Annotated in this window: 23 protein-coding genes; 12 read left to right on the top strand and 11 right to left on the bottom strand. The window is 52.0% G+C overall.

Annotation, left to right across the window (positions count from 1 at the left end; genetic code table 11):
- The first annotated feature begins 9 nt into the window (after window positions 1-9).
- Entirely contained in the window at window positions 10-1,356 is a 1,347-nt protein-coding gene (locus tag QWY83_RS01005; RefSeq protein ID WP_249946716.1) for a TldD/PmbA family protein, read from the top strand.
- Window positions 1,349-2,113: a 3'(2'),5'-bisphosphate nucleotidase CysQ gene (locus QWY83_RS01000; RefSeq protein ID WP_353958932.1), complete on the top strand. Its 765-nt coding sequence runs from the start codon at window positions 1,349-1,351 to the stop codon at window positions 2,111-2,113. Before QWY83_RS01005 ends, QWY83_RS01000 begins: the two co-directional genes overlap by 8 nt.
- On the opposite strand, the gene QWY83_RS00995 is transcribed toward QWY83_RS01000, so the two are convergent.
- Both QWY83_RS00995 and QWY83_RS00990 read right to left on the bottom strand, forming a co-directional pair.
- Window positions 2,110-3,330, bottom strand: coding sequence for a glycosyltransferase family protein (locus QWY83_RS00995; RefSeq protein WP_249946714.1), 1,221 nt, complete (start codon window positions 3,328-3,330; stop codon window positions 2,110-2,112). The genes QWY83_RS01000 and QWY83_RS00995 overlap by 4 nt on opposite strands.
- Before the next feature lie 3 nt (window positions 3,331-3,333).
- Window positions 3,334-4,203, bottom strand: coding sequence for an HAD-IIB family hydrolase (locus QWY83_RS00990; protein WP_353958931.1), 870 nt, complete (start codon window positions 4,201-4,203; stop codon window positions 3,334-3,336).
- A 124-nt stretch (window positions 4,204-4,327) separates the two neighbouring features.
- Between QWY83_RS00990 and QWY83_RS00985 the strand changes: the two genes are divergently transcribed.
- The 3 genes from QWY83_RS00985 to lpxK are packed head-to-tail and all read left to right on the top strand — an operon-like array spanning window position 4,328 to window position 6,765.
- On the top strand, window positions 4,328-4,573 hold the full coding sequence (locus QWY83_RS00985) for a DUF4170 domain-containing protein (protein ID WP_067547455.1): 246 nt from the start codon (window positions 4,328-4,330) through the stop codon (window positions 4,571-4,573).
- A gap of 7 nt (window positions 4,574-4,580) precedes the next feature.
- Window positions 4,581-5,786, top strand: coding sequence for a 3-deoxy-D-manno-octulosonic acid transferase (locus QWY83_RS00980; protein ID WP_249946713.1), 1,206 nt, complete (start codon window positions 4,581-4,583; stop codon window positions 5,784-5,786).
- A 1-nt stretch (window position 5,787) separates the two neighbouring features.
- The gene (gene lpxK / locus QWY83_RS00975) at window positions 5,788-6,765 is read left to right on the top strand and encodes a tetraacyldisaccharide 4'-kinase (RefSeq protein ID WP_249946712.1); all 978 of its coding nucleotides are present in this window, start codon (window positions 5,788-5,790) and stop codon (window positions 6,763-6,765) included.
- A 45-nt stretch (window positions 6,766-6,810) separates the two neighbouring features.
- Here the strand turns inward: lpxK and QWY83_RS00970 are convergent, their stop codons facing one another.
- Both QWY83_RS00970 and QWY83_RS00965 read right to left on the bottom strand, forming a co-directional pair.
- On the bottom strand, window positions 6,811-7,443 hold the full coding sequence (locus QWY83_RS00970; RefSeq protein WP_249946711.1) for a DsbA family protein: 633 nt from the start codon (window positions 7,441-7,443) through the stop codon (window positions 6,811-6,813).
- Between the two features lie 11 nt (window positions 7,444-7,454).
- Complete coding sequence (locus QWY83_RS00965; RefSeq protein WP_249946710.1) at window positions 7,455-7,967, bottom strand: DUF721 domain-containing protein; 513 nt, start codon at window positions 7,965-7,967, stop codon at window positions 7,455-7,457.
- 88 nt (window positions 7,968-8,055) lie between these two features.
- Here QWY83_RS00965 and mutY point away from each other — a divergent pair, with 88 nt between their 5' ends.
- Both mutY and QWY83_RS00955 read left to right on the top strand, forming a co-directional pair.
- Window positions 8,056-9,081, top strand: coding sequence for an A/G-specific adenine glycosylase (gene mutY, locus QWY83_RS00960; protein ID WP_249946832.1), 1,026 nt, complete (start codon window positions 8,056-8,058; stop codon window positions 9,079-9,081).
- 108 nt (window positions 9,082-9,189) lie between these two features.
- Entirely contained in the window at window positions 9,190-10,266 is a 1,077-nt protein-coding gene (locus QWY83_RS00955; protein WP_249946709.1) for an alkane 1-monooxygenase, read from the top strand.
- An 89-nt stretch (window positions 10,267-10,355) separates the two neighbouring features.
- Here QWY83_RS00955 and QWY83_RS00950 read toward each other — a convergent pair whose 3' ends face one another.
- From QWY83_RS00950 to QWY83_RS00940, 3 genes are all read right to left on the bottom strand, one after another.
- Window positions 10,356-11,459: a site-specific DNA-methyltransferase gene (locus QWY83_RS00950; protein WP_067547477.1), complete on the bottom strand. Its 1,104-nt coding sequence runs from the start codon at window positions 11,457-11,459 to the stop codon at window positions 10,356-10,358.
- Between the two features lie 106 nt (window positions 11,460-11,565).
- Window positions 11,566-12,189, bottom strand: coding sequence for a ribonuclease HII (rnhB, locus tag QWY83_RS00945; RefSeq protein ID WP_249946708.1), 624 nt, complete (start codon window positions 12,187-12,189; stop codon window positions 11,566-11,568).
- A gap of 82 nt (window positions 12,190-12,271) precedes the next feature.
- Complete coding sequence (locus QWY83_RS00940; protein WP_249946707.1) at window positions 12,272-12,745, bottom strand: hypothetical protein; 474 nt, start codon at window positions 12,743-12,745, stop codon at window positions 12,272-12,274.
- A 163-nt stretch (window positions 12,746-12,908) separates the two neighbouring features.
- On the opposite strand from QWY83_RS00940, the gene QWY83_RS00935 reads away from it, so the two are divergent.
- On the top strand, window positions 12,909-13,184 hold the full coding sequence (locus QWY83_RS00935; RefSeq protein WP_249946706.1) for a hypothetical protein: 276 nt from the start codon (window positions 12,909-12,911) through the stop codon (window positions 13,182-13,184).
- The gene (locus QWY83_RS00930) at window positions 13,162-13,860 is read left to right on the top strand and encodes a winged helix-turn-helix domain-containing protein (RefSeq protein ID WP_435404486.1); all 699 of its coding nucleotides are present in this window, start codon (window positions 13,162-13,164) and stop codon (window positions 13,858-13,860) included. Before QWY83_RS00935 ends, QWY83_RS00930 begins: the two co-directional genes overlap by 23 nt.
- Window positions 13,861-13,863: 3 nt before the next feature.
- Here QWY83_RS00930 and QWY83_RS00925 read toward each other — a convergent pair whose 3' ends face one another.
- Window positions 13,864-14,199, bottom strand: coding sequence for a hypothetical protein (locus QWY83_RS00925; RefSeq protein WP_249946705.1), 336 nt, complete (start codon window positions 14,197-14,199; stop codon window positions 13,864-13,866).
- 73 nt (window positions 14,200-14,272) lie between these two features.
- On the bottom strand, window positions 14,273-14,620 hold the full coding sequence (locus QWY83_RS00920; protein ID WP_105236068.1) for a hypothetical protein: 348 nt from the start codon (window positions 14,618-14,620) through the stop codon (window positions 14,273-14,275).
- 558 nt (window positions 14,621-15,178) lie between these two features.
- Here QWY83_RS00920 and QWY83_RS00915 point away from each other — a divergent pair.
- The gene (locus QWY83_RS00915) at window positions 15,179-16,492 is read left to right on the top strand and encodes a hypothetical protein (protein WP_249946704.1); all 1,314 of its coding nucleotides are present in this window, start codon (window positions 15,179-15,181) and stop codon (window positions 16,490-16,492) included.
- 1 nt (window position 16,493) lies between these two features.
- A complete protein-coding gene (locus QWY83_RS00910; RefSeq protein WP_249946703.1) occupies window positions 16,494-17,627 on the top strand; it encodes a DNA methyltransferase in 1,134 nt (377 codons plus the stop codon).
- Here the strand turns inward: QWY83_RS00910 and QWY83_RS00905 are convergent.
- Together QWY83_RS00905 and QWY83_RS00900 are read right to left on the bottom strand one after the other, a co-directional pair.
- Window positions 17,612-18,919 (bottom strand): HNH endonuclease, encoded by a 1,308-nt coding sequence (locus QWY83_RS00905; RefSeq protein WP_249946702.1) that lies wholly within the window; start codon window positions 18,917-18,919, stop codon window positions 17,612-17,614. The genes QWY83_RS00910 and QWY83_RS00905 overlap by 16 nt on opposite strands.
- A 193-nt stretch (window positions 18,920-19,112) precedes the next feature.
- Window positions 19,113-19,712: a tyrosine-type recombinase/integrase gene (locus QWY83_RS00900; RefSeq protein ID WP_249946701.1), complete on the bottom strand. Its 600-nt coding sequence runs from the start codon at window positions 19,710-19,712 to the stop codon at window positions 19,113-19,115.
- Between the two features lie 243 nt (window positions 19,713-19,955).
- Here QWY83_RS00900 and QWY83_RS00895 point away from each other — a divergent pair, with 243 nt between their 5' ends.
- Window positions 19,956-21,683: a GREB1-related protein gene (locus QWY83_RS00895; RefSeq protein ID WP_249946700.1), complete on the top strand. Its 1,728-nt coding sequence runs from the start codon at window positions 19,956-19,958 to the stop codon at window positions 21,681-21,683.
- Window positions 21,684-21,685: the final 2 nt, after the last annotated feature.

The raw sequence follows: 21,685 nt of genomic DNA, 5'->3' as shown, positions 1-21,685 counted from the left end.
GGTGTGCCCATGACAAAATCGCTTTCTGACCTGACCAGCCTACTTCTCGATCTCGCCCGTAAAAGCGGTGCCGATAGCGCCGATGCGTTGGCCGTTGATGGAACTTCGGTTCACATCGATGTTCGCGGTGGTGCCCTAGAGTCCGCCGAAAGATCCGAAGGCGTCGATGTTGGTTTGCGCGTGTTGGTCGGCCAACGGCAGGCCTGCGTATCGACCTCTGACACACGCCCCGATGCGCTTCGCGAATTGGCAGAGCGCGCAGTTGCGATGGCCCGCGTAGCCCCCGAAGATCGATATGCAGGGTTGGCCGATGTCGATCAACTTGCCACGGATATCGATAGCAGCAGACTAGAGCTGTTCGACCCAACGCCTGAGCCTGATCCCGCCATGCTACAGGACGATGCAGCCCGCGCCGAAGCGGCAGCACTGGCCGTCAGCGGCGTAGAGCAAGTGATCGGCGCATCCGCAGGCTACAGCCATCGCCGCGTTCACATCGCTGCAACGAACGGCTTCGCGGCAGGATATGAGCGTTCAGACCGTGGCATTTCCTGTGGCGCACTCGCTGGAACTGGCAGCGGGATGGAACGTGATTACGATCATGACAGCCGCATTTTCCAGTCCGATATGCGCGACGCGGCGGACATTGGCCGCACCGCAGGGGAACGCGCGATTGAGCGCCTCAACCCACGCCGCCCCAAAACAGGCAGCTATCCAATCCTATTGGACGAACGCATCTCTTCATCACTGATCACCCACCTCTTGCAGGCGGTAAACGGCAGCATGATTGCACGTGGTTCATCATGGGCACGTGGATTGAAAGGGACACAAGTCCTCCCCGAAGGTCTGTCGCTGATCGAGGACCCGCACCGCCCGCGTGCGAGCGCCTCGCGTCTCTTCGACGCCGAAGGACTGCCGACAGCCCGTCGTGCGATTGTAGAGAATGGTATCCTAACCGAATGGACGCTCGACCTCGCCACAGCGCGGCAACTCGGACTGGCCAGCAACGCACATGCGGCACGCGGCACATCCTCAACGCCCAGCCCCTCTGTGACGAACGTTGCCTTGACCCAAGGCGACAAGTCTCGCGCCGACCTCATCCGCGATATGGGCACTGGACTGCTGGTGACGTCTTTTATTGGCTCAACGATCAACCCGAACACGGGCGACTATTCCCGAGGTGCCGCTGGTTTCTGGATTGAGAACGGTGAAATCACCTACCCCGTCAATGAGATCACAATTGCGGGCAACCTGATCGATATGCTCAAACGGATCACCCCCGCCAATGATGCTCGCCAACACCTAAGCCGTGTTGTGCCATCGCTCTTGGTCGAAGGGCTGACGCTTGCCGGTGACTGATCTCGACCTTCTGATAGACGCGGCCCGCAAAGCAGGGGAAATCGCAGCGGACTTTTTTCAGTCGGCTCCAAAGGTATGGGACAAACCCGCTGGCCAAGGCCCCGTGACCGAAGCGGACCTAGCCGTCGATACCATGCTGCGGGAATCGTTGACCGCAGCGCGGCCCGACTATGGTTGGCTGTCCGAAGAGACCGATGACACCTCGGATCGCCTATCAACAACCCGCCAGTTCATCGTCGATCCAATCGACGGAACCCGCGCGTTTATCGACGGCTCCAAGGACTGGGCCCATTCGCTCGCTATTGTCGAAAACGGACTGGTTTTAACCGGCGTCGTTTATCTACCGATGAAAGACCAGATGTTTGCTGCGGGGCGTGGCGAGGGCGCAACGCTGAACGGTGAAACCCTGCATGCCGGTGAAACCGCAACGCCGCCAACGATCCTCACGAACACGCCGACGATGGATGTGACCAATTGGAAAGACGCGCAGCCCCCCAAGGTTGACCGCCATTTCAGATCATCACTTGCCTACCGCATGTGCCTTGTCGCCGAGGGTCGTTTCGACGGAATGATTACCCTCCGCCCAAGCTGGGAATGGGACATCGCTGCGGGGGCTTTGATCCTGACCGAGGCAGGCGGCACCGTGACCGACAAAAAAGGTATCCCGCTGCGATTTAACAATCCCCATCCGCAGGTGAACGGAGTGATCGGCGCAGTGCCGACCTTCCATCAAACCCTCGCAGATCAACTGCTCTAACCAAATTCCGCGTTGTCGTCTGCGACTGCCTTTAGCATGTCCGTCAGGATCGCAGGATCGGCAGCGTTCACACGGCTCCAGTTCGGGATAAACGGCGTTTCCATCGGGTTATCGAGGAACACGCTACCCGCCTGCATGATATTCGCAGCGAACAGCTCAACAGCTGTTTCTTCGGCGTGCCGATCAAGGTCGAGACCGTTCATTCTCGCGTCGTTGTAGTAGGTATCGATGAGGTCGAGCGCCATTCGGTAATAGGTCGCTTTGATCGACCGGAACACCTCCTCACTCAGCACCGTGCCGTCGGCAGCAAGCTTTCGGTATAGGGCTTTGCAAATGTCGACCGACATTCGGCTGAGCCCTTTGTTTGCATCATCAAGAGAAAGGTCCTGATGTTTATGGTCATATCGATCGCTGATCTCGACCTGACAAACGGCCTGCGGCGATAGGTTCCGCCAAGCTTCGGACAAGAGGCCGATCTCTAAACCCCAGTCCGATGGAATACGCATGTCTGGCAAGATCGCGGTCCGCATCGCGAACTCTCCTGCCAGCGGGTAACGAAACGACGATAGGAAATCGAGATAATCTCGCTGTCCCAAGACCTTCTTGAGCGCCTGCAAAAGAGGTGTCACGAGCAAACGACTGACCCGTCCATTTAACTTTCGATCCGCCACTCGCGGATAGAATCCTTTGGACATTTGATAGGGAAATGCAGGGTTGGCGACGGGATACACAAGCCGCGCCAACATATCTGCCGAATAGGTCACGACATCACAGTCATGGACCGCAACGACTGCAGCCTCCGCTTGGGCCAAAGTGTAACCAATGCAGAACCAAACATTCCGCCCCTTCCCTGGTTCGTTCGGTGACAAGGCTAGCTTTTTCAAACGCTCATCAATCGCCTGCAAACGCGGGCCATCGTTCCAAAGAATGTCGTGGTTCACCTTGAGACGCGAAAAGAACTGCCGTGCGTATCGGTATTCTGCTTCGGTTGCACGATCGAGGCCAATGACGATTTTATTGAGGTATGGCACCTTATTCAGTTCATCAATGATTGCGGGCAGAGCCTCGCCTTCGAGTTCCGAAAACAGCGACGGGAGGATAAGGTTGATTTTGCGGTTCATCCCGAACGTAGACAGCTCATTCGTCATCGCTTCGGTGGATGCGCTCCGCAAATTGTGCAGGGTCGCGATGCTTCCGCTCTGGTGAAAATCGGCCAAGGGTCAAACCTCCTGTTGTTTTCTGTTCAGCTCCGGATTCCAAATCTCAACATATTTCAGAACCGCTTCGTTCCAGCCCGCAGGCCCAACGAGTTTCGTGCGAATAATGCGCCCATCCGCCTCTCCTACGAGCGGCGGTAGCGGCGCTGCATGCGGGTTGTTCACCACCACGCCCAATGACGCTGCCTGCAACATTTCAACATCATTAGGCGCATCACCCAGCGCGATCGTTCGACAAGGTGCAAATCGCGCCGAAAGCTCTCTCATCCGATCCGCCTTGGTCGCACCGAACGAAAGTGTCAGGAACCGCCCGCCACGCCGTGCGTGCACTCCATGCTCAGCCAAAACCGCTATAAACTCCGCTTCGGCTCGCTCACTTCCGCGCCACAACCCAGGTTCAGAAAACTGACGAGCATGAGCCAGTCGAGCCCCAGATATGGACAACCCAGTTTCACGCGAAATGCCCTCTACACCCCAATCGGTGAACCCTTCAAAATCACGGCGCAGAGCATCAGGTATCTGCGCGAGGACCCGCATAATCCTGTCATGATCGCCACGATCAGATCCAGCGGTCGCTCCACCCTCAAGAAAGCCAGCGCCATTTTCGACGATTGCAGGCATATGGCCGAACCCAATTGCATCCCGAAGCTGTTCAATTTCGGCGGCAGTCTTTGAACTCGCTAAGATCAGCGGAATATTCCGCGTTCTCAATCGATTCAGTGCAGGCGCGGCTGGCGCCCAAGAGTAAGTTTCATGATCCAGAAGAGTTCCATCCAGATCGGTGAACACGGCGATGCAGGGCAATACGGTCCTCTTTTCTTCACCTACAGGGTTGGCCATCAACGACCAGAAGGCAAGTAAAAATTTCTGCACCGCAGCAAATCCTTGAGTTGCATAAGGTTAGGGCACATCTGTATCGAAACCATGACGGTGGTTCTCTTGACCCTTTGCCTCCAATGCTTAGGGTGGCGCACATCCAACACAGCGGAGTTTCCCCATGGCCAATCGTCTGCATCTCGTCTTTGGTGGCGAACTTGTTGATCCCAGCACCACGACTTTCAAAGACGTCAACAATATCGATATCGTCGGCATGTTCCCCGACTATCAGTCCGCCCATGACGCATGGAAAGCGGCGGCCCAGCGCACCGTTGATGACGCTCATACACGCTATTTCATCGCTCACATTCACAGGCTGCGGGACGAAGGCCTTGCGGCTTCCCCGACCGAAGAGCTGGGGCTGTAATCCCTAAATGGCATCGTCATTGTTCCTAAACCTCTACCTCTTGGCCCGCACCTGCGGGTCAGGCGAGGTCATAGGCGCAAACGAACCTACCCCCCCTTCCCAGCCCGTCATTTGGGTGCACTGTCGAAACACGGCAGATGCAGATCACATTCGACGGGTCATGCGACAAATGCAGGACGACCTCGAACAGGTCGCATTTGTCGTGACCGGATCGTCGCTAGACACTGACACCTCTCCAGACGGGATGATCACGGTATCAAAAGGACCAGGTCGAAACCTGCGTGATATTTCACGGTTCATTGAACACTGGAAACCCATCGGACTGGTGTGGATTGGGGGACAAATTGATCCCGCGATCATAACCGCAGCCGACCGATATTCGTTTCCGAAATACCTGATCGCTGCGGACGCAAACGACTTTATCCCTGAAGGACGAAAGTGGTTCTTTGGGATGCGTCGCTATCTTCTTTCGGTTTTCGACGACGTCCTCGCCGCTGATAAATCCAGTGCCGAACGGTTTCGCCGTTGGGGTGTCGCCTCAGACCACGTCGAAGTCATCGGACATTTCGATGATCAAGCGCCCGTTCTGTCATGCAACGATGCAGAACGTGCCGATTTCGCAAGAACCATCGATACGCGCCCGATCTGGCTCGTCGCAAATGCGATTCCCGCTGAGATAAATTTGATCATCGAGGCGCACCGCAGCGCATGCCGCAGATCACATCGGCTGCTTTTGATCGTCGTTCCTCAGGATACGCGCCAGGCACCCGAACTCGCCGCGAAACTCATCGATGCTGGATTTGAAACCGTTCTTCGGTCTGAAGGCGACCCGACCGAGACGACCCGAGCGCTGGTCGCCGATCTCGATGGTGAATTAGGCATGTGGTATCGGATTTCGCCGATTACTTACATGGGCGGCACGTTGACCAGAGGAAGTCGCCATCCGTTTGAGGCCGCGGCACTTGGCTCTGTTGTTGTGCACGGACCTACAACGGCACCCTATGCTCGCTTCTATATGCAGCTCGACAACGCGGGTGGCGCGGCACCAATTGCAAACGGCGCAGCACTGGCCAAAACGATCGAAGACCTGCTATCCCCTGACCTTACCGCGCAGATTGCCCATGCCGCTTGGGATGTCACATCGCGCGGAGCAGAGGTAACAAACCGGATTGCCGCTCTGATTAGCACAATCCTAGACAAGGCCGAAGGATAGGATGCGCGCGCCCAACTATTGGTTCACCCCCGCTGACAAACCTGCGCTCATGGCGCGGATACTGTCGCCTGTTGGGGCGCTCTATGGGTTTGTCACAGCGCGTCGTGTGGCTAAGTCGGGATATAGGGCCTCTGTCCCCGTGATCTGTGTCGGCAACATCAACGTTGGCGGGACTGGAAAAACACCGACGACCATCGCACTTGTCCAACGGCTTATTGCCCTCGGCTATTACCCCCATGTTGTGTCGCGTGGCTACGGCGGCAAAACCATTGGCCCGACCCAAGTACGAGAACGAGATCACAACGCCGAGCATGTAGGTGACGAACCCCTTTTGCTCGCAGCATTTACCCCCACATGGGTCGCACAGGATCGCGCGGCGGGCGTCAAGGCCGCAGAAGCTGCAGGTGCGGACGTTATTTTGCTCGACGATGGGTTTCAGAACCCGTCGGTCACTAAAGACCTCAGTATCGTCGTCGTCGATGCGGCGCGTGGCTTTGGCAATCGGCGCGTCATGCCCGCTGGTCCCTTACGTGAAACGGTTGATGCAGGTCTAAAGCGCGCACAAATCGTCCTGTCGATTGGAACAAACGGTGTGCCATTGGGCGACCTACCTGTTCCGCTCGTCAATGGTCGACTGGCACCGTTACAGACGGGAATGCCGTGGGCAGGAATGCCTGTTCTCGCTTTCGCAGGGATCGGCAATCCAGACAAGTTCTTTGCCACCCTCCGCGAACTAGGTGCGAATGTCATTCACGGTGAACCCCTGCAAGACCACCAACCGCTGACACCTGCCCTCATGCTCCGCTTAGAGGCAGAGGCGCAGTTGCGTGGAGCACAGTTGGTCACGACCGAAAAAGACGCGGTTCGTCTGCCAGACTCGTTCCGCTCAAAAGTGCTGACAGTTCCAGTTCGGCTAGAGCTAGAGGATTGGGGACCAATCGACAGCGCCCTATCCGCGATCGGCATCACCAAAAAATGAAGGGCAGCCACTGGCCGCCCTTTGGACTGAAACCATGTTCCAGATTTATTCTGTATAGCCAGCCTCAGTCAGCTTTTCGTCGAGGATTGCTGCAAACTCTTCATAGCTCATGTTCGAATACTTCTGACCTTGGATCAGGAACGACGGCGTGCCTTCGATGTTGTCACGAACGCGGTTCTCTTCGTACCAAGCGACCAAAGCCTGCGCGGTATCGGCATCCTGCATACAAGCATCCAGCGTCGTATCATAAAGGCCTGCGACCTTACCAATATTGCGTAGGTTTGCAGCGATCTGCGCTGGTTCGCCCTGTGCCCAATCACGTTGGCGTTCGAACATCATCGACACGATCCCGTGGAAGCGCATTTCGCCACCACAGCGCGCAATCATCGAACCCCATAGGCCGTAGCGGTCGAAAAAGACCTCACGGAAGACAAAGCGCACTTTGCCAGTATCGATGTAGTTTGCTTTGATCTGCTGGAACTGGTTGGCGTGGAAGTTCGCACAATGCGGGCAGGTGAAGGACGCATATTCTACGATCTCAACTGGCGCATCCGGATTGCCTAACACCATATCAGGAATACCAGCGGCGGCCTCTGCCTCTTGGGCAAATGCAGGGAAGGTCATACCGCCAGCCATCATGGCTGCACCGGCGGTGGTGAGGAAAAGACGTCGTTTCATTACTGCCTCTGTCAGGTTTTCCGTTTGCTTAACACATTGGTCGCCAAAAGCTCTAACGCTTGGCGCAATCCATCGTCACCGACACCCTGCCCGATATCGCGGGCCTGTTCGACCACTTCAGGCGCGGGTGCGGGTTTCTCGGCTTTGGGTGCATGACTAAATGCCACCTGCCCATCGCTAAATCCTGTTGGTGCGGTCTGCGTGACTTTCACTCGCGCAATGGCACGGTAGCCATAGCATCCGTTCACTTTTTGCAGGATTTGTTCTTTCTGCATCTCAAGGATCGGCGCCATCGATCCCGTGGTCAAAAGCGTGAGCGTCGCGCCCATACCGTTCCGCCCGTAAGACACGTTTACAGGTCGCGCCATCGACGCTGTCTGTTGCCCCACGATCTCTTCCCAATGGGTCAAAAGACGCGAAACGGCAAAGCCACGCGATTCGCTCGCCTCACGGATGCGGGTCTGCATCAGGCTTACAGCGCGGGAAAAACCGCGAGTGGTTCCATTGGAGCGTGGCTGTTTCATCTTAGTGACCTATGTTACCGACCGAGGCGGCAGTTGCCAGCGAAACCACTGTTACAGGAGCTAAAGATTGCGTGACGGCCTAAGTGATATGCTTTTGGATTGGTATGACCAACATGCCCGCGTCATGCCATGGCGCACATCGCCCGCGGACCGCAAGGCGGGCGTTATGCCTGATCCCTATCGTGTGTGGCTGTCAGAGGTGATGCTGCAACAAACGACAGTTGCGGCCGTCAAAGACTACTTCCGCCGCTTCACTGAACGCTGGCCTACGGTTGTTGATTTGGCCAATGCCGCCGACGCCGATGTAATGGCTGAATGGGCAGGTCTCGGCTACTACGCCCGCGCACGGAATTTGCTGAAATGCGCCCGCGCGGTGGTGTCGGATCATGGAGGAACGTTCCCTGACACGCGCGAGGGTCTGCTGACCCTCCCTGGCATTGGCCCATACACCGCAGGTGCAATTTCTTCGATTGCGTTCAACAGGTCTGAGGTCGTCGTGGATGGCAACGTCGAACGTGTGATGTCTCGGCTCTATAACGTCCACACCCCGCTACCTTCTGCTAAACCTGAACTTACGGAACTCGCACGTGACCTGACACCAAAGGATCGCGCAGGAGACTACGCTCAGGCCGTCATGGACCTCGGCGCAACCATTTGCACACCAAAAAGCCCAGCCTGCAGGATCTGTCCGTGGCGCGATCCGTGTCAGGCTCACGTCGAAGGGACTGCAGCAGAACTGCCAAAAAAGACTCCTAAACAGCCGAAACCGGTCCGATTTGGCATTGCTTATGTTGCCCGTAAACCTGACGGCACGTTCCTTTTGGAGACACGGCCAGACAAAGGGCTTTTGGGCGGGATGCTCGGCTGGCCCGGATCGGACTGGAACGATGCGCCAAAAGCGGCGCCTCCCATGGAAGCTGATTGGCAAACACTCAATGTCGAAGCGCTGCATACGTTCACCCATTTCCATCTGCGCCTCAGAATCGAAATCGCGCGTGTTCCTGCCGAGGCCGAGGCAAAGAATGGGGTATTCATGACATTGGACCCAAGTGCGCTGCCAACTGTCATGCGTAAGGTTTACGACCTCGCAGTGGGTGCTTTCGGCACTGATTGAAACCCTAAACCGATAGGCGTAACATTCAGCCAAAGGTAGAGGATCGATCACATGACGCCCGCACAATCGGTTTGATCATTCACAAAAGCTCTGCCGTTTTGGCTTTCAATGGCTCTCGTCCCGCTGCCTGTTATTGGTGCAATTTATGGCGGTTGGACCTTGGCACTGACGCCGCTACTCGCTTGGCATATCTTTACCATCGTCGATGCCGTCGCTGGTCTAAACGAAGAAAACCCCGACACCGAAACCCCAACGAAAGACCTGTTTTGGTATCGGCTGATCACCATGATTTGGCCGCCAGTGCAGTTCGTGATGATTTTCGGCCTTCTGGCTTACGTCACCTCGACAACCCATCTGCGCTTCGGCGAAAAAATCGCAGTGATGCTCGATGTTGGTATTCTGTCGGGCACGATTGGGATCGTGTACGCGCATGAGTTACTGCACCAGAAAAACACGTTCGAACGGTGGCTTGGAGACATTCTTCTGTCCATGGTTCTCTATTCGCATTTCCGAACCGAACACTTGCTGGTTCACCATATCTACGTCGGCACGCCGAAGGATGCGGTGACGGCTCGCTACAACGAAGGGTTCCACCGTTATTTCGCCCGAGTTCTCGTGACATGTCCGCCCTCAGCGTTTGACGCGGAACGCAAAATGCTTGCCCGTCGGAACCTCGCGTGGTGGCATCGGAGCAATCCGTTTTGGCGCTATGCCGCCCTGCAGTTGATCATGCTTTCGATTTCGTTTGCGATTGGCGGGATCGCTGGCCTTGGCCTCTTTGTTGTCCAAGCCTTCATGGCCGTCCTTGCCCTCGAACTGACCAATTATGTTGAACATTACGGACTAACGCGTAGACATTTGGGTGATGGGAAATACGAACATGTCAAACCACATCATTCGTGGAATGCGTCTCATACGGGCACGAACTGGCTGCTGATCAACCTTCAGCGCCATTCGGATCACCACTATAAACCCGACCGACGGTTCCCACTCTTGCAAACCTATGATGAGAACGAAGCGCCACAGTTGCCGTTCGGATATCCGCTAATGGCAATGGCTGCCTTAGTGCCCCCAGTTTGGCGGCGCTGGATGAATCCCAAGGTTCGCGCTTGGCGTCGGCAGTACTACCCCGACATAACCGATTGGTCAGCCTATAAAACTGCCAGCAATCCAATGCCTCGATAGCAAAAAGCCCCGCCGAACAAACGGCGGGGAGGTATGAGCCTACAACAGCCGAGCAGGGCTGGTGGCTCTGGCGGTAACTCTTGATCAGCTTAGGCTGACATTTCCGAGCGGATCTGCTGGCGCAGGAGATCAATCGGAACAGTCTGACCGTCCCGTTTAAAGTGCCAGTAGGTCCAGCCATTGCACGACGGCGCGCCTTCGAGATGGGCACCGACCTGATGGATCGACCCCTTCATGTCCCGACCGACAATTGACCCGTCCGCACGAACCTTGGCCGTGTGACGACCGTTGATGCTGAACAGCTCTTCGCCTGGACGCAGCAAACCACGTTCAACCAGAACGCCGAAGGCAACGCGCGGCTCGGCCCGTTTGGACTGCGAAACCTCAAGCGCTTCTTTGTCGAATTTGCGCACGGCTTCGATGCGTTTCTTCGCAACCAAACGGTACGCTTCTTCGCGCTCAATGCCGATAAATTCGCGACCCAGCATCTTGGCAACTGCACCCGTGGTGCCTGTGCCAAAGAAAGGGTCCAGAATCACATCCCCCGGGTTTGTCGTGCCGAGCAGAACACGATGGAGGAGCGATTCCGGTTTCTGTGTCGGATGCGCCTTATCGCCTGCATCATCTTTGAGACGCTCATGACCCGTGCAGATCGGAAGCACCCAGTCAGAGCGCATCTGCACACCTTCATTCAAGGCCTTTAGGGCCTCGTAGTTGAAGGTATATTTGCTGGCCTCTTCTTTGGATGCCCAAATCAGGGTCTCATGTGCGTTGGTCAGACGTTTGCCGCGGAAGTTGGGCATGGGGTTCGACTTGCGCCAAACCACATCATTCAAAATCCAGAACCCTTGGTTCTGAAGTTCGGCACCCATCCGGAACACGTTATGGTAACTGCCGATCACCCAGATCGCACCGTTCGGCTTCAGCAAACGGCGCGCCGCTGCCAACCAATCACGTGTGAACTGGTCATAGGCCGCGAAGGACGAAAACTGGTCCCAGTGATCATCAACGGCATCGACTTTGGAGTTATCGGGGCGATGAAGATCGCCACGAAGTTGGAGATTGTAGGGCGGGTCCGCAAAAATGAGGTCCACGCTGTTTGCGGGAAGCGAGTTCATTATTTCAATGCAATCGCCCGCAAGAATACTATTCAGAGGGAGCGCTGCCGCGCCCTTCTCTTCTGCTCTGATCATTTTACTGCCTCGTATAACCGGCGGATTTTTCCGCTCTATGGTTGGCCTTAAGATGAGTCAGAGGGGGGGCGGTGTCAAAAAGTTTTTTGAATCAAGCCTTTAAGTTTTATTCTTGATACAAGATGTTGTGCACGGGTTTAAACGATCGCCTATGATGTGGTGTAACCCCTTTTTTTACGAGTGCTTCGAGGTGTTCTTTCGTCCCATAGCCCGCATTTCGCTCCCATCCGTAGCCCGGAAACTGTTGCGCTAAGTCCACCATAATTTGGTCTCGACACATTTTTGCCGCAATTGAGGCGGCAGCGATCGAGACGGAACGGGCATCTCCCTTCACGATAGCTTCGGCTGGAATCTGGATATTTTGGGGAATCTTATTGCCGTCGATCAACGCGTAGTCAGCAGGAACAGACAGTCCATCGAGAGCACGACACATCGCCAAATGCGTGGCGTGATATATGTTGAGACTATCCACCTCTTCCACTGATGCATGTGCGATCGAAACATCCGCCACGTCCAAGAGCGCCTCTAGCAACATGGCGCGTTTTTTCGGGGTCAGTTGTTTAGAATCATTCAGACCGTCGGGCACCTGTGCGGGATCAAGCACGACAGCACAGGCTGTCACAGGACCACACAAAGGCCCGCGACCTACCTCGTCCACACCCGCGACACGAAGATAACCACGATCCATCGCGGCGCGTTCAAATGAGAAATCAGGAGCAATCTTTGTCATTGCTCCACCTAAAACGGGGCGAGGGTAATTGTCCAACCCTCGCCCCGCCCTCAGCACCTTTGGTGCCTGCTGCTCGACCCTTTTAGCGGCGCTCTGTTCGGAAACCGTATTGGCGGAGACACGACGCATTGAAGCCATTTCGCGTGTGCCCATTCTGACGATAAGTCGTCTGACAATCGCTCGGGAGCGCGTCGAAGTTGGCGTAGGTCCGGCGCAGACAGCGGCTGTTATACAACTCTCGTGTTTCGCCATGGCGGCTCAGTTCGATGCTGCATGCTTCGGGCAGGGGCGCGACACGGCGGGCATTATGACCCCAATTGTCACGACGATGATCATCGTGACCTCGAACACCTTCCCTGCGATTTGGGTAGGTTTGCGGCGGCGTGACCTGAACTTGCGCTCGTCCATTGTTGTCAGAAAGAGCCGCACCGACAATGGCGATCAAGGCCAATCCTGCGAGCGCCTTAGCGACATCGTCATTGCCAGCTTGGGCTGTGGTGGGCACCGAAAGCGCCAGAGAAAGTGCGGTCAATCCCGCGGTTACTGTCTTGAACATAGTGTGTCCTTTCTTCGTCTGACGCGATGGTGCGCCGTGATGAAAGGACGATGGGTTCGTCACCGTGTGTTGCTCAATATCAGTGCTGAGCCATTCGATAACACACCCTCACACTCATTCGGTTATTGAATAGCGCCGCACCTTCTGGTGTTCTGATCACATCATGAAACACGCGATATCCTTCATTCTTTTCCTGATGGCGTCGGCTGCGCAGGCGGACTGCTACGCAGACTATAAGGCCAAACAGGATTCCCCATTGCGTCTGCAATACGGGGTCGCTCGCATCGACGGGCCATGCACTGCCGCGCAAGCCGAGGCAGAACTCTCACCCCGTCTTGAAACTGCGGGCTGGGTATTATTGAACGTCATGGATGTATTTGACGAAACCGGGCTCGAACAACGACGGGACAGTGCAGGTGAATTCTATCTCCGCTTCTGAGACACGCGCGACAGGCAACAAATTCGTTCTCGGCGGCATCGCCGCTGTGGTGCTGATCCTATTGATCACCGCAGCGGTGATGTTCGCGAACCTGCCCGACGCAAATGCGTTCAACGCACGGGTCGAACAGATCTTTGTTGAGAATGACAGTTTCACTTCACAGGCCGAATTGAAACTTCTGGAAATCCTTGCCCAGTCGGGCACGGCATTTTCCGATACAATCGCATCCTATCAGGTGCTGATTTACGTTCTGCTGGTTTTTGCGACCGCCCTGCTGATCGCAGCGATCACTTTCCTGGTCATGCTTGTTCAGTTCAATCGACGCATGGGACAGATTGAACGCAAGGGGATCGAAGTGAATTCGTTGCTGATCAGCCGCGATCAAAATACCGTCTATCTGAATAACTTTGAATTCAAACTCACTGAAGCTGCGATCGAAACGCTCTCTGTGCTTGCCGAAGCACGCATGGACGACGATGTGCTTTCGGGCGCAGAAATCGAGGCCGTTATTTCTGGCCGAAACGCCGCAGACTGTGACGAGGCGGCAGGCGCGACCCGCATCAAACGCCTGCGCGACACCTTGGGCAACCAGATGGTCAGTGAACTACTGGTCAAAAACATCGCGCGGCGCGGCTATATGCTCGCCATCGATAAAGACGTCATACGGATGGTGTGATCGTCAGCTCAAGAAGTAGGGATCGGCACGGCGCCAGTAATGCATCAGGTCACGCCCTTTCACGGGCGATATGCCCATGGCCTCTGCTGCCAGAACGTCGCCCGCGACTAATGCCGCCATTTTGTAGGCAATCTGAGGGCCGCGTGCAGCGCGGCCATCCTTAAACACGTCTTCGATTTGTGCAGCGGCCGAGGTGAGGGCAAAACATATCATCAGCGCTTTTTGCTCGGGCCACCGTTGCGAAATGTGCCGCACGACGCCCCTGATCCGCTCTGGATCACCAGCCGCCAATTCGCCGATGGCGAACTCAATCATATGATCTAACTCTGAACCGTTCATACCCACCTAGCCCCCAAGGCTTTACCATTTCTTAACGATTCTCAGCTCAATCAACTAGTTACAATTCAGAAACTTACTGTATCCGCAGGAAATTCGGATCAACCCGACGCCAGAAATGCAAAAGGTCCTCGGCAACAGAAGGGATCTGCCCCATCGACTGGACGGCATGTACATCCGCCGAAATCAAAGCGGATAGACGATAGCCCAATGGGATCACAGGATCAGAGGCAGCCGCCTCGCCAAAACTATCTTCAATCGCTTCAGTTGCAGAGGTGACCGCATATACAAGCGCCAAAGCGGGTTGATCTGGCCAACGTTCGGCCATTTTGCGCACCATGGCACGTTTGCGATCCTCGTTCCCCGACAGGAGTTCCTCCATCGCAAATTCAATCATTTCATCTAGTGGCGCCGCTCTCGTCATTGCCCCGTGTCCTCGTCAAAATTTGCCCCACGCGACGACTCTATTCAATCTTTCCGCGAATGTCCTGCATTTGTTAATATTTTGATTAATTCCTAAAATACAGAGACTTTGCTGCTTCATAGTGGAGCAAAATCACCAAAGCACCCGTACACATTTGTATCGCTTAGGTTGTGTGAAAAATGGGAATTTGGTGACCCCGACAGGACTTGAACCTGTAACCTGCCCCTTAGGAGGAAAAAGCCTTCAGATAATTTTCTTTAATATCAATATTTTATAATTGGTCTTGGAATATGTATATGTATTGTATAGAAAGTCATCTGGATACTGATCGTCTGCAGTCATTGTTAGCTATTCTGAAAGTATCGTTACTGCATCCAAGTGACCCCCATCAACGCACAGGTTGCTGTGTACTTACCTACTAGTTTAGCCATAAAATAAACCAAAAAGTAATACATGTAGATGTGACATCTATGATTTTGCCTCAATGTTTGGTTTGAATTCTGGAAGGTTAGTCAAAACCCCTCTAATAGCTGAAAAGTTCGCCATGTTAGACTGCCTATGGAAGCAAAGACACCTGGCAGAATGCCAAAAGAGGAGATGACTTTGTCGAGTGAAATTGACCCACAGAACCGCAACGAAATCAGCTTCCGGTTAAAACAGGTGCAGGCTAAAGATGTTACCCATTCAGGAGGACGGGGCGAGCCTTTCCATGACTGGTTCCCGTATCTTGAAGGCTATTCTTCGCAATTTGTTAAACAGATCCTTGAAGCCAAGTTTAATAATCCAAAATCACTTCTCGAACCATTTTGTGGCGTCGGGACGACCCCTATTGCATTGGCTCAGCTCGGTATTTCGTGCGGATATACTGAGGTTAATCCTTTTCTAGTTGAATTAGTCACTTTGAAAGCTGCTTGCCTAAAGATGTCACCAGCCCAACGTGATGAAGCAATCAAAGGTCTAAGAAATCTAAAAATGCGGGTTTCGGTGGGGGAAAGAGAGCGGACTCATGAAGCGCTAAGAGTAAGTTATTTAGCTGTCTTTGGGACTGCACAATATTTTCGAAGCGACGCATTCGACGAAGTATTATCACTTAAATCGATAGAAAGCAGTATAGTATCAGACACCCTCTTAAATTCATTCTTTCGCATGGCTGTCGCATGTAGCCTGCTTGAAGCATCCTTACTTCGTAGGGCAGGTGACGTTCGGTTTAAAACCGAGAAAGAGCTTCAAAAACCAATTCGGAGTATATCGGATCTTGTAATTGATAAACTTTCCTTATTTGAAAATGACCTTAACTCAGTAGCCCAACTGAAAGCTCCTGAGATTAAGCTCTTAGGAAGCAACGCTAAGAATCTAGTCTTGGGTAACGCTGCCAAATATGACGGTGTGATTACCAGCCCACCCTATCTAAATGGAACGAACTATATCCGTAACATGAAACTAGAACTGTGGTACTTAGGCTACTTATCAAAAAAGTCTGACCTAGGCGAATTTCGGAAAGCAGTTGTAACTTCGGCGATCAACGATGTTTCCAAGACATCTGGCTTGCTCATCGTCGACGAAGCTAAAGAGATTGTCGATGCTGTCTCTAACAGTTGCTATGATGCCCGCATCCCCAGGATGATTGCAGGCTACTTTGAGCATATGAAGCTCGTCGCTGAAGGCATTTTTGCACAAGTTCAAGATGGGGCACCTGTGTGCATCGACATTGGGGACAGCGTGTATGGCGGGATCCATGTCCCTACACACGAAATTCTCAGCGCTGTTTTTGGGAATGTGGGGCTGACGCTTGAAGATGAAGTTATATTAAGGAAGCGTCACTCTAATCGTGGCGCAGCGCTAAGCCAGCGACTGCTGATATTCAGGAAGTAGGATGGATCAAAAGCTTTGGAGCCAATTTAAGAAAGAGCTACCGCATAAAAAGGGAGCTTTCTCTAAGCGAAACTGGGGGACACCCCTTCATTCACTGTGCTCGTATCAGGGTAAACTAAAACCTGCCTTGGCCCATCAATTGGTACAGGTATTCTCTAAGCGAGGGCAGACCGTCTTTGATCCATTTTCAGGATCAGGCACTGTGCCTTTAGAGGCAGCCATATCTGGCAGATGTGCAGTTTCCAATGACTTGAGCGACATGGCAGTAGCCATGTCAAATGCGAAAATCGGCAATACAAATAGAATGGCGTGTGACTCATTGATTGATGCTCTAATTGTGTGGGTGTCAACTCGATCAGTTGAGCCAAAGACAATTGAAGATACTGCAAATATTCGTTTCAATAAGACAATTGCAGAGTATTTTGAACCGAACACCTTTCAAGAGGTTTTGAAGGCCCGTGACTTTTTTGCAAAAACCAAAGATCTCGGTGATCCCAATTGGTGTTTGGTATTTTCAGCTATGCTTCATATCTTGCATGGGAATAGGCCATACGCCTTATCCCGCAATAGTCATCCCTTGACCCCTTACGCTCCAACAGGAGACTATGTTTACAAGAATGTTTCAACACACTTAAGAACAAAAGTGCACTCTGCTCTTGCGGCAAAAGAGAGCTTACCACTGACGCCGCAAAGCATATCTATCCAATCTGACGTTCGAGATCTGTCTCAATTGGCCGATGGCTCTATCGATGTCATCATTACTTCTCCACCGTTTGCTTCATCGACACGGTTCTACATGACCAATTGGATGCGTTTTTGGTTTTGTGGCTGGTCACTAACAGACTTTGACAATGCAAGCGCTCAATTCATTGAGGGGAATAAGGACAAATCATTGATCGTTTACGAGGACATCTTTAAAAGTTTTGGGCGTGTCTTAAAAAGCGGTGGTCCCGTTGTTTTGCATGTCGGTAAGAACAAGGCGGTAGACATGTCAGAAAAGCTACAACTATTGAAATTTAATGATTTTGAAATGGTTGATGTATTCTCAGAGTGTGTGGGATCTTCCGAAAAGCATGGGATCAAGGACAAAGGTGGTACGGTGGAGCATCAATACCTGGTTTACGCCAAGAAATGATCGTTCCATTTCTTAGAGAAACTAAAATCACCAAAGTCCAACTCAGAAATCTTGAGTACCCTATCAAGCGACTTGCAAATGAGTTCAGCAGAAGTTTTTCCATCTTTTTCCTTCTTGAGGAAATCTTGGTTTAAGAAGTCATCGACGAGCCAATCACAACGTTCAATTAGTGCCTTCAGCACGTTGATGTTGGGTAACGGCTTGAGCAGCTCTGGAAGTGGAATCCCAGTGAATTTACTCAGCTCAACAAGCTCTGTTTGACTATAAAAATCTTTAGGTTGACGATCTCGTTTGGTAGAATTGCAACTACCGCAAAGTGCTGTCGCCGTTTCATCGAGTGGCCAAAGCAATGCCAGTGGCCGTGTGTGATCTAGGTGCATCTCTCTTGCTGTTCTCAAACGGTCACCACATTTGAAACATTTCTTCCCGAATTTCTCCCAAATGAATGATGCAAGTTCGACTCCAGTCTTGTGCCGAAATGCTAACTGCTCTGACACCCCAGACATTTCCGCAATCATGAGCTCAAAGTAGCGGCGTCTCTGGCTATCCTCTTTCATTTGATCAGCAGAACGTTGAGGATTTAAGGCGGCATTTACTACAAATTTCTTACAAAATCGGCACTCAAGTTGGAAGCCATATTCAAGCTCCACAAATACCCCCTTGTCTAAATCATTAACAATTCCAAAGCCCTTGTGGCGACAAGGCCGCTTCGCAACACAGTGATTTGAGAACGATAATGTATGTCGTTCGGCAGGTAAGTTGATTGGGAGGAATCGAGCGCAGCGATTACATTCTTTCACGACTACTGAGAAAGGTTTTTCATGTGCAGTGGCGCCAATTACCACTTCACCAAACCTTGTGTAGAAATTAGCTTCGGGAGCAAAGGTATGAATGTTCTTTAATACGTTGTCTCGAGCTCCTTCGAAAAAATCGTGCCAAACCTCACCACACTCAGCATTAAATATTTCAATATCCGTAGCCCTACTTGGCGTAAGCGTTATGCGGAAGTCATTAGGTTCTTCTGCCTGCCATATGAACCCACATTTATTAACGGATAATGGATCTTCGTAATTAGTGTGGAAGCGTGAACTGAACCACTCCCTGTTGCTTTGCAGAGAAACGGTTACATCGGATCGATAATAAAATCCAAAGCCCGAAAAGTGACCAGATGCAATCTCAGGGAGAATGAAATCTATGTTCAGAGGAGATTGTGGTGAAGCTCGATAAACCTTTGATGGCAGCCTTCGAAGACTTCCCCCAGTAGCTTCTGAATGGCTCTTAAAACCAGACATTCTCGTCGACGGACGACGCCGCCCAGAATACGCAGCTTTACCTGCACGTTTCTGTAATTTTGGTTCCTCTGACGCCATCTAAATATTGTTGCATCAAAGGAATTAATATACAAGACCGGCTACTCAATTCGTTATTAATACAATTTTTAATTGATTGGCCGACATCAAGTCGCCAGTCGACCAAACCTATATATCATATTAAGTCCACGATCTTCCGCCTCGCATCGCTATCACCTTCAATATACCGCTGTGTAACAGCCAAAGACGAGTGCCCAGCCAGCATCTGAACATCCCGCAATGATCCACCTACTGTGCTGATTTTTCGAGCAGAATTTGTGATGAATGTACGGCGACCGGAATGTGATGAGCAACCCAGTAGCCCAATATCATTATACCAGCGCTTAAACATATTCACGACAGCCTGCGGTGACGTGTGCTTCGATCGCTCGGTTGTCACCACATAAGCCGTTTCGGATCCGAAATGCCTTTGTTGTCTGGCGACATCCAACATTTGGATGAGGTTTCCACGAAGTTGCTTGTTCAAAGGTACAATCCGACCTGATTTCCCCTTCGATGCCTCGTCCGTCAGATGGATCGAGTCTCCCACCTCCCCGTCAGCCCCAAGAACCATCGCCCACCTGAGGTTGGCGATCTCCTTTGCCCTCAGCCCTGCACGAACCGAAAGCAGAAAAACCGTTTGATCCCGAAGCCCGTGCCGTCGTGTCAGAAGAAAAGCTGTTAAAGAGTCTACCTGACCCTTGGTAAGAGTTTTTGCTTGTTTTCCTAAAGCCATCACGCACCTCTGATGATGTTATGTCACTGATTCATAATAATAAAATCAGTCTAAATCGAACACGGAGAAGTGCTTAAAAAGTTTTGTGGCAGAGCAACGGCTTAAGCCAACTGGTTATCAAATGGATCTTAGTGCATCAGTGTCTGGAGACCTCTGAGCGAACTTTACCACGGTAAATGACAGGGTTGTCAGAACATCGAGCGCCGAGGCAAAGTAACTTACAAGCCAAGAGGGTCGTAAAGAATGGAACGGATATTCATCCCCACAGTTAACCGCCCGAAACAGCAAATTACTTACGAGCATCTACCGCCGCACCTTCAAAAACGGGTGACTCTTGTAGTTCAAGAATGGGAACAAAATAACTACAATTATGATTGCGACTATTTGGTCCTACCGTCTGAAATCAATCTTGGCGATCGTCTTTGTCTGGCAAAAACACGAGCACATATCTACCGAACAGCACGAAATGAAAAATATGCTGTTCTTGACGACGACATAGTATTCAAGCGACGAAATTCAAAGCGCTTCACCGGCAATAGCAATATGGCAACATCGTCTCGACAAGCAACAGACGACGACCTCACAGAGATGTTTGAGCTATTTTCGCAGTGGCTTGATGAAAAAAACGTAACCCTTTGCGGAGCAAGCCAAGTCCAAAATATTCCCGCAACCCAAGCATACCGAAACAACGCATCTCTGAGTAGTGCTATATGGGTAAACGGATCTGATTTTTCAGATGTTCTCGACGATTTACCACTTACTGAAGTAAAGTACGGCGAAGATACTCTGTTCTTTCTTAGCTTGCTTACACGAGGTTTTGGTAATCGGGTCAGTCAAGAATTCTGTTTCGAAAACAAAAGCCTCGGCAAGGATTTGCAGCAGAGCTTATGGGACAGTGCGACCCATGATGAAGTTTGGCGAGACCATCAACGAATTCAAGAACTTCTCCCCGATTTTTTCAAAGTACTTCTGGATGCCGAAGGTAACAGGGTACCGGGTGGCTTCCGAAACTATGGCAAGGTTAGAACGTATTGGTCGAAAGCGTTCAAGCAATCACAAGTACCATTAAAAGCTGCGACCAATAAATTTGGGTCTGTCAAAAAAACCGTACAGTCCAACCCAGTGGAGGTTTCAAAGATGACGTTCAACCTTTCGGACTTTTCAATTCCGGGTGACAATCAGGTCACCATCTCATCAAAGCTGGAAGCTGAACTCAAAAGTCATTTCCATACCGACCGCCGAAATCGCTTTAGGCTTTATGTTCTCAGCAGCGGCATTAGGCGCAAATATCTTGATGAAAATGCGCAGAAATATACCGACGAATTCCTAAAGTGGTACGACAAGGCAGGAATGAAGAAGCTGTTTGGCTCAATCGCAAATTTCACCAAATATGCATCAGCTGGGGATGTGATCAGTTATGTTGCATCCGAAACGAGTGACCCCGAAAAGTATCTCAACCAATTGCCTGTATCGGTGGGCGCTCTCTACGAAATATCGATGATCTTGAAAGCAAGTGAAGAAACATTCAAACTCTGCCTGCAATTTACGGCATCGAGGAAAACAATCGATGAACCAAAGTTCGACTGGAAAACAAAGAAACCAGCACTGATCGGTCCAAGAGTGACCGAACAGACAGTGCGGACTTGGCGCCAAAAATGGGAAAACCCTCCTCCTCCGAAGGCAAAACGCACTGATAAGAGGACGTTACCTCTACTGACAATTTACTGTTCCGGTGAACTACTCGACTTTGATCGCAAGACGGGTGACAAGATTGGCTGCCTAGACTTGGAGCAAGTTGAACAGTTCCTTCAATTGGTTTCAGCGCACTTTGGCGAAGGCAATAGTGCTCAGTTCCGGTTTGAGAGTAAAATGGATGACCTTACGAAAATGTACTTCAAGCGTAAGGAATACTACGATGTCACTCGAAACGCCGTGAAAGGTCGCAAGGATACATCGGGACGGTACGTTTAACT

It is taken from the genome of Marivivens donghaensis (genome assembly GCF_030410045.1).
Classification (GTDB): Bacteria; Pseudomonadota; Alphaproteobacteria; order Rhodobacterales; family Rhodobacteraceae; genus Marivivens; species Marivivens donghaensis.
The sequence above is the reverse complement of the archived record's forward strand: the minus strand, read 5'-3'. Positions and strand labels throughout refer to the sequence as shown.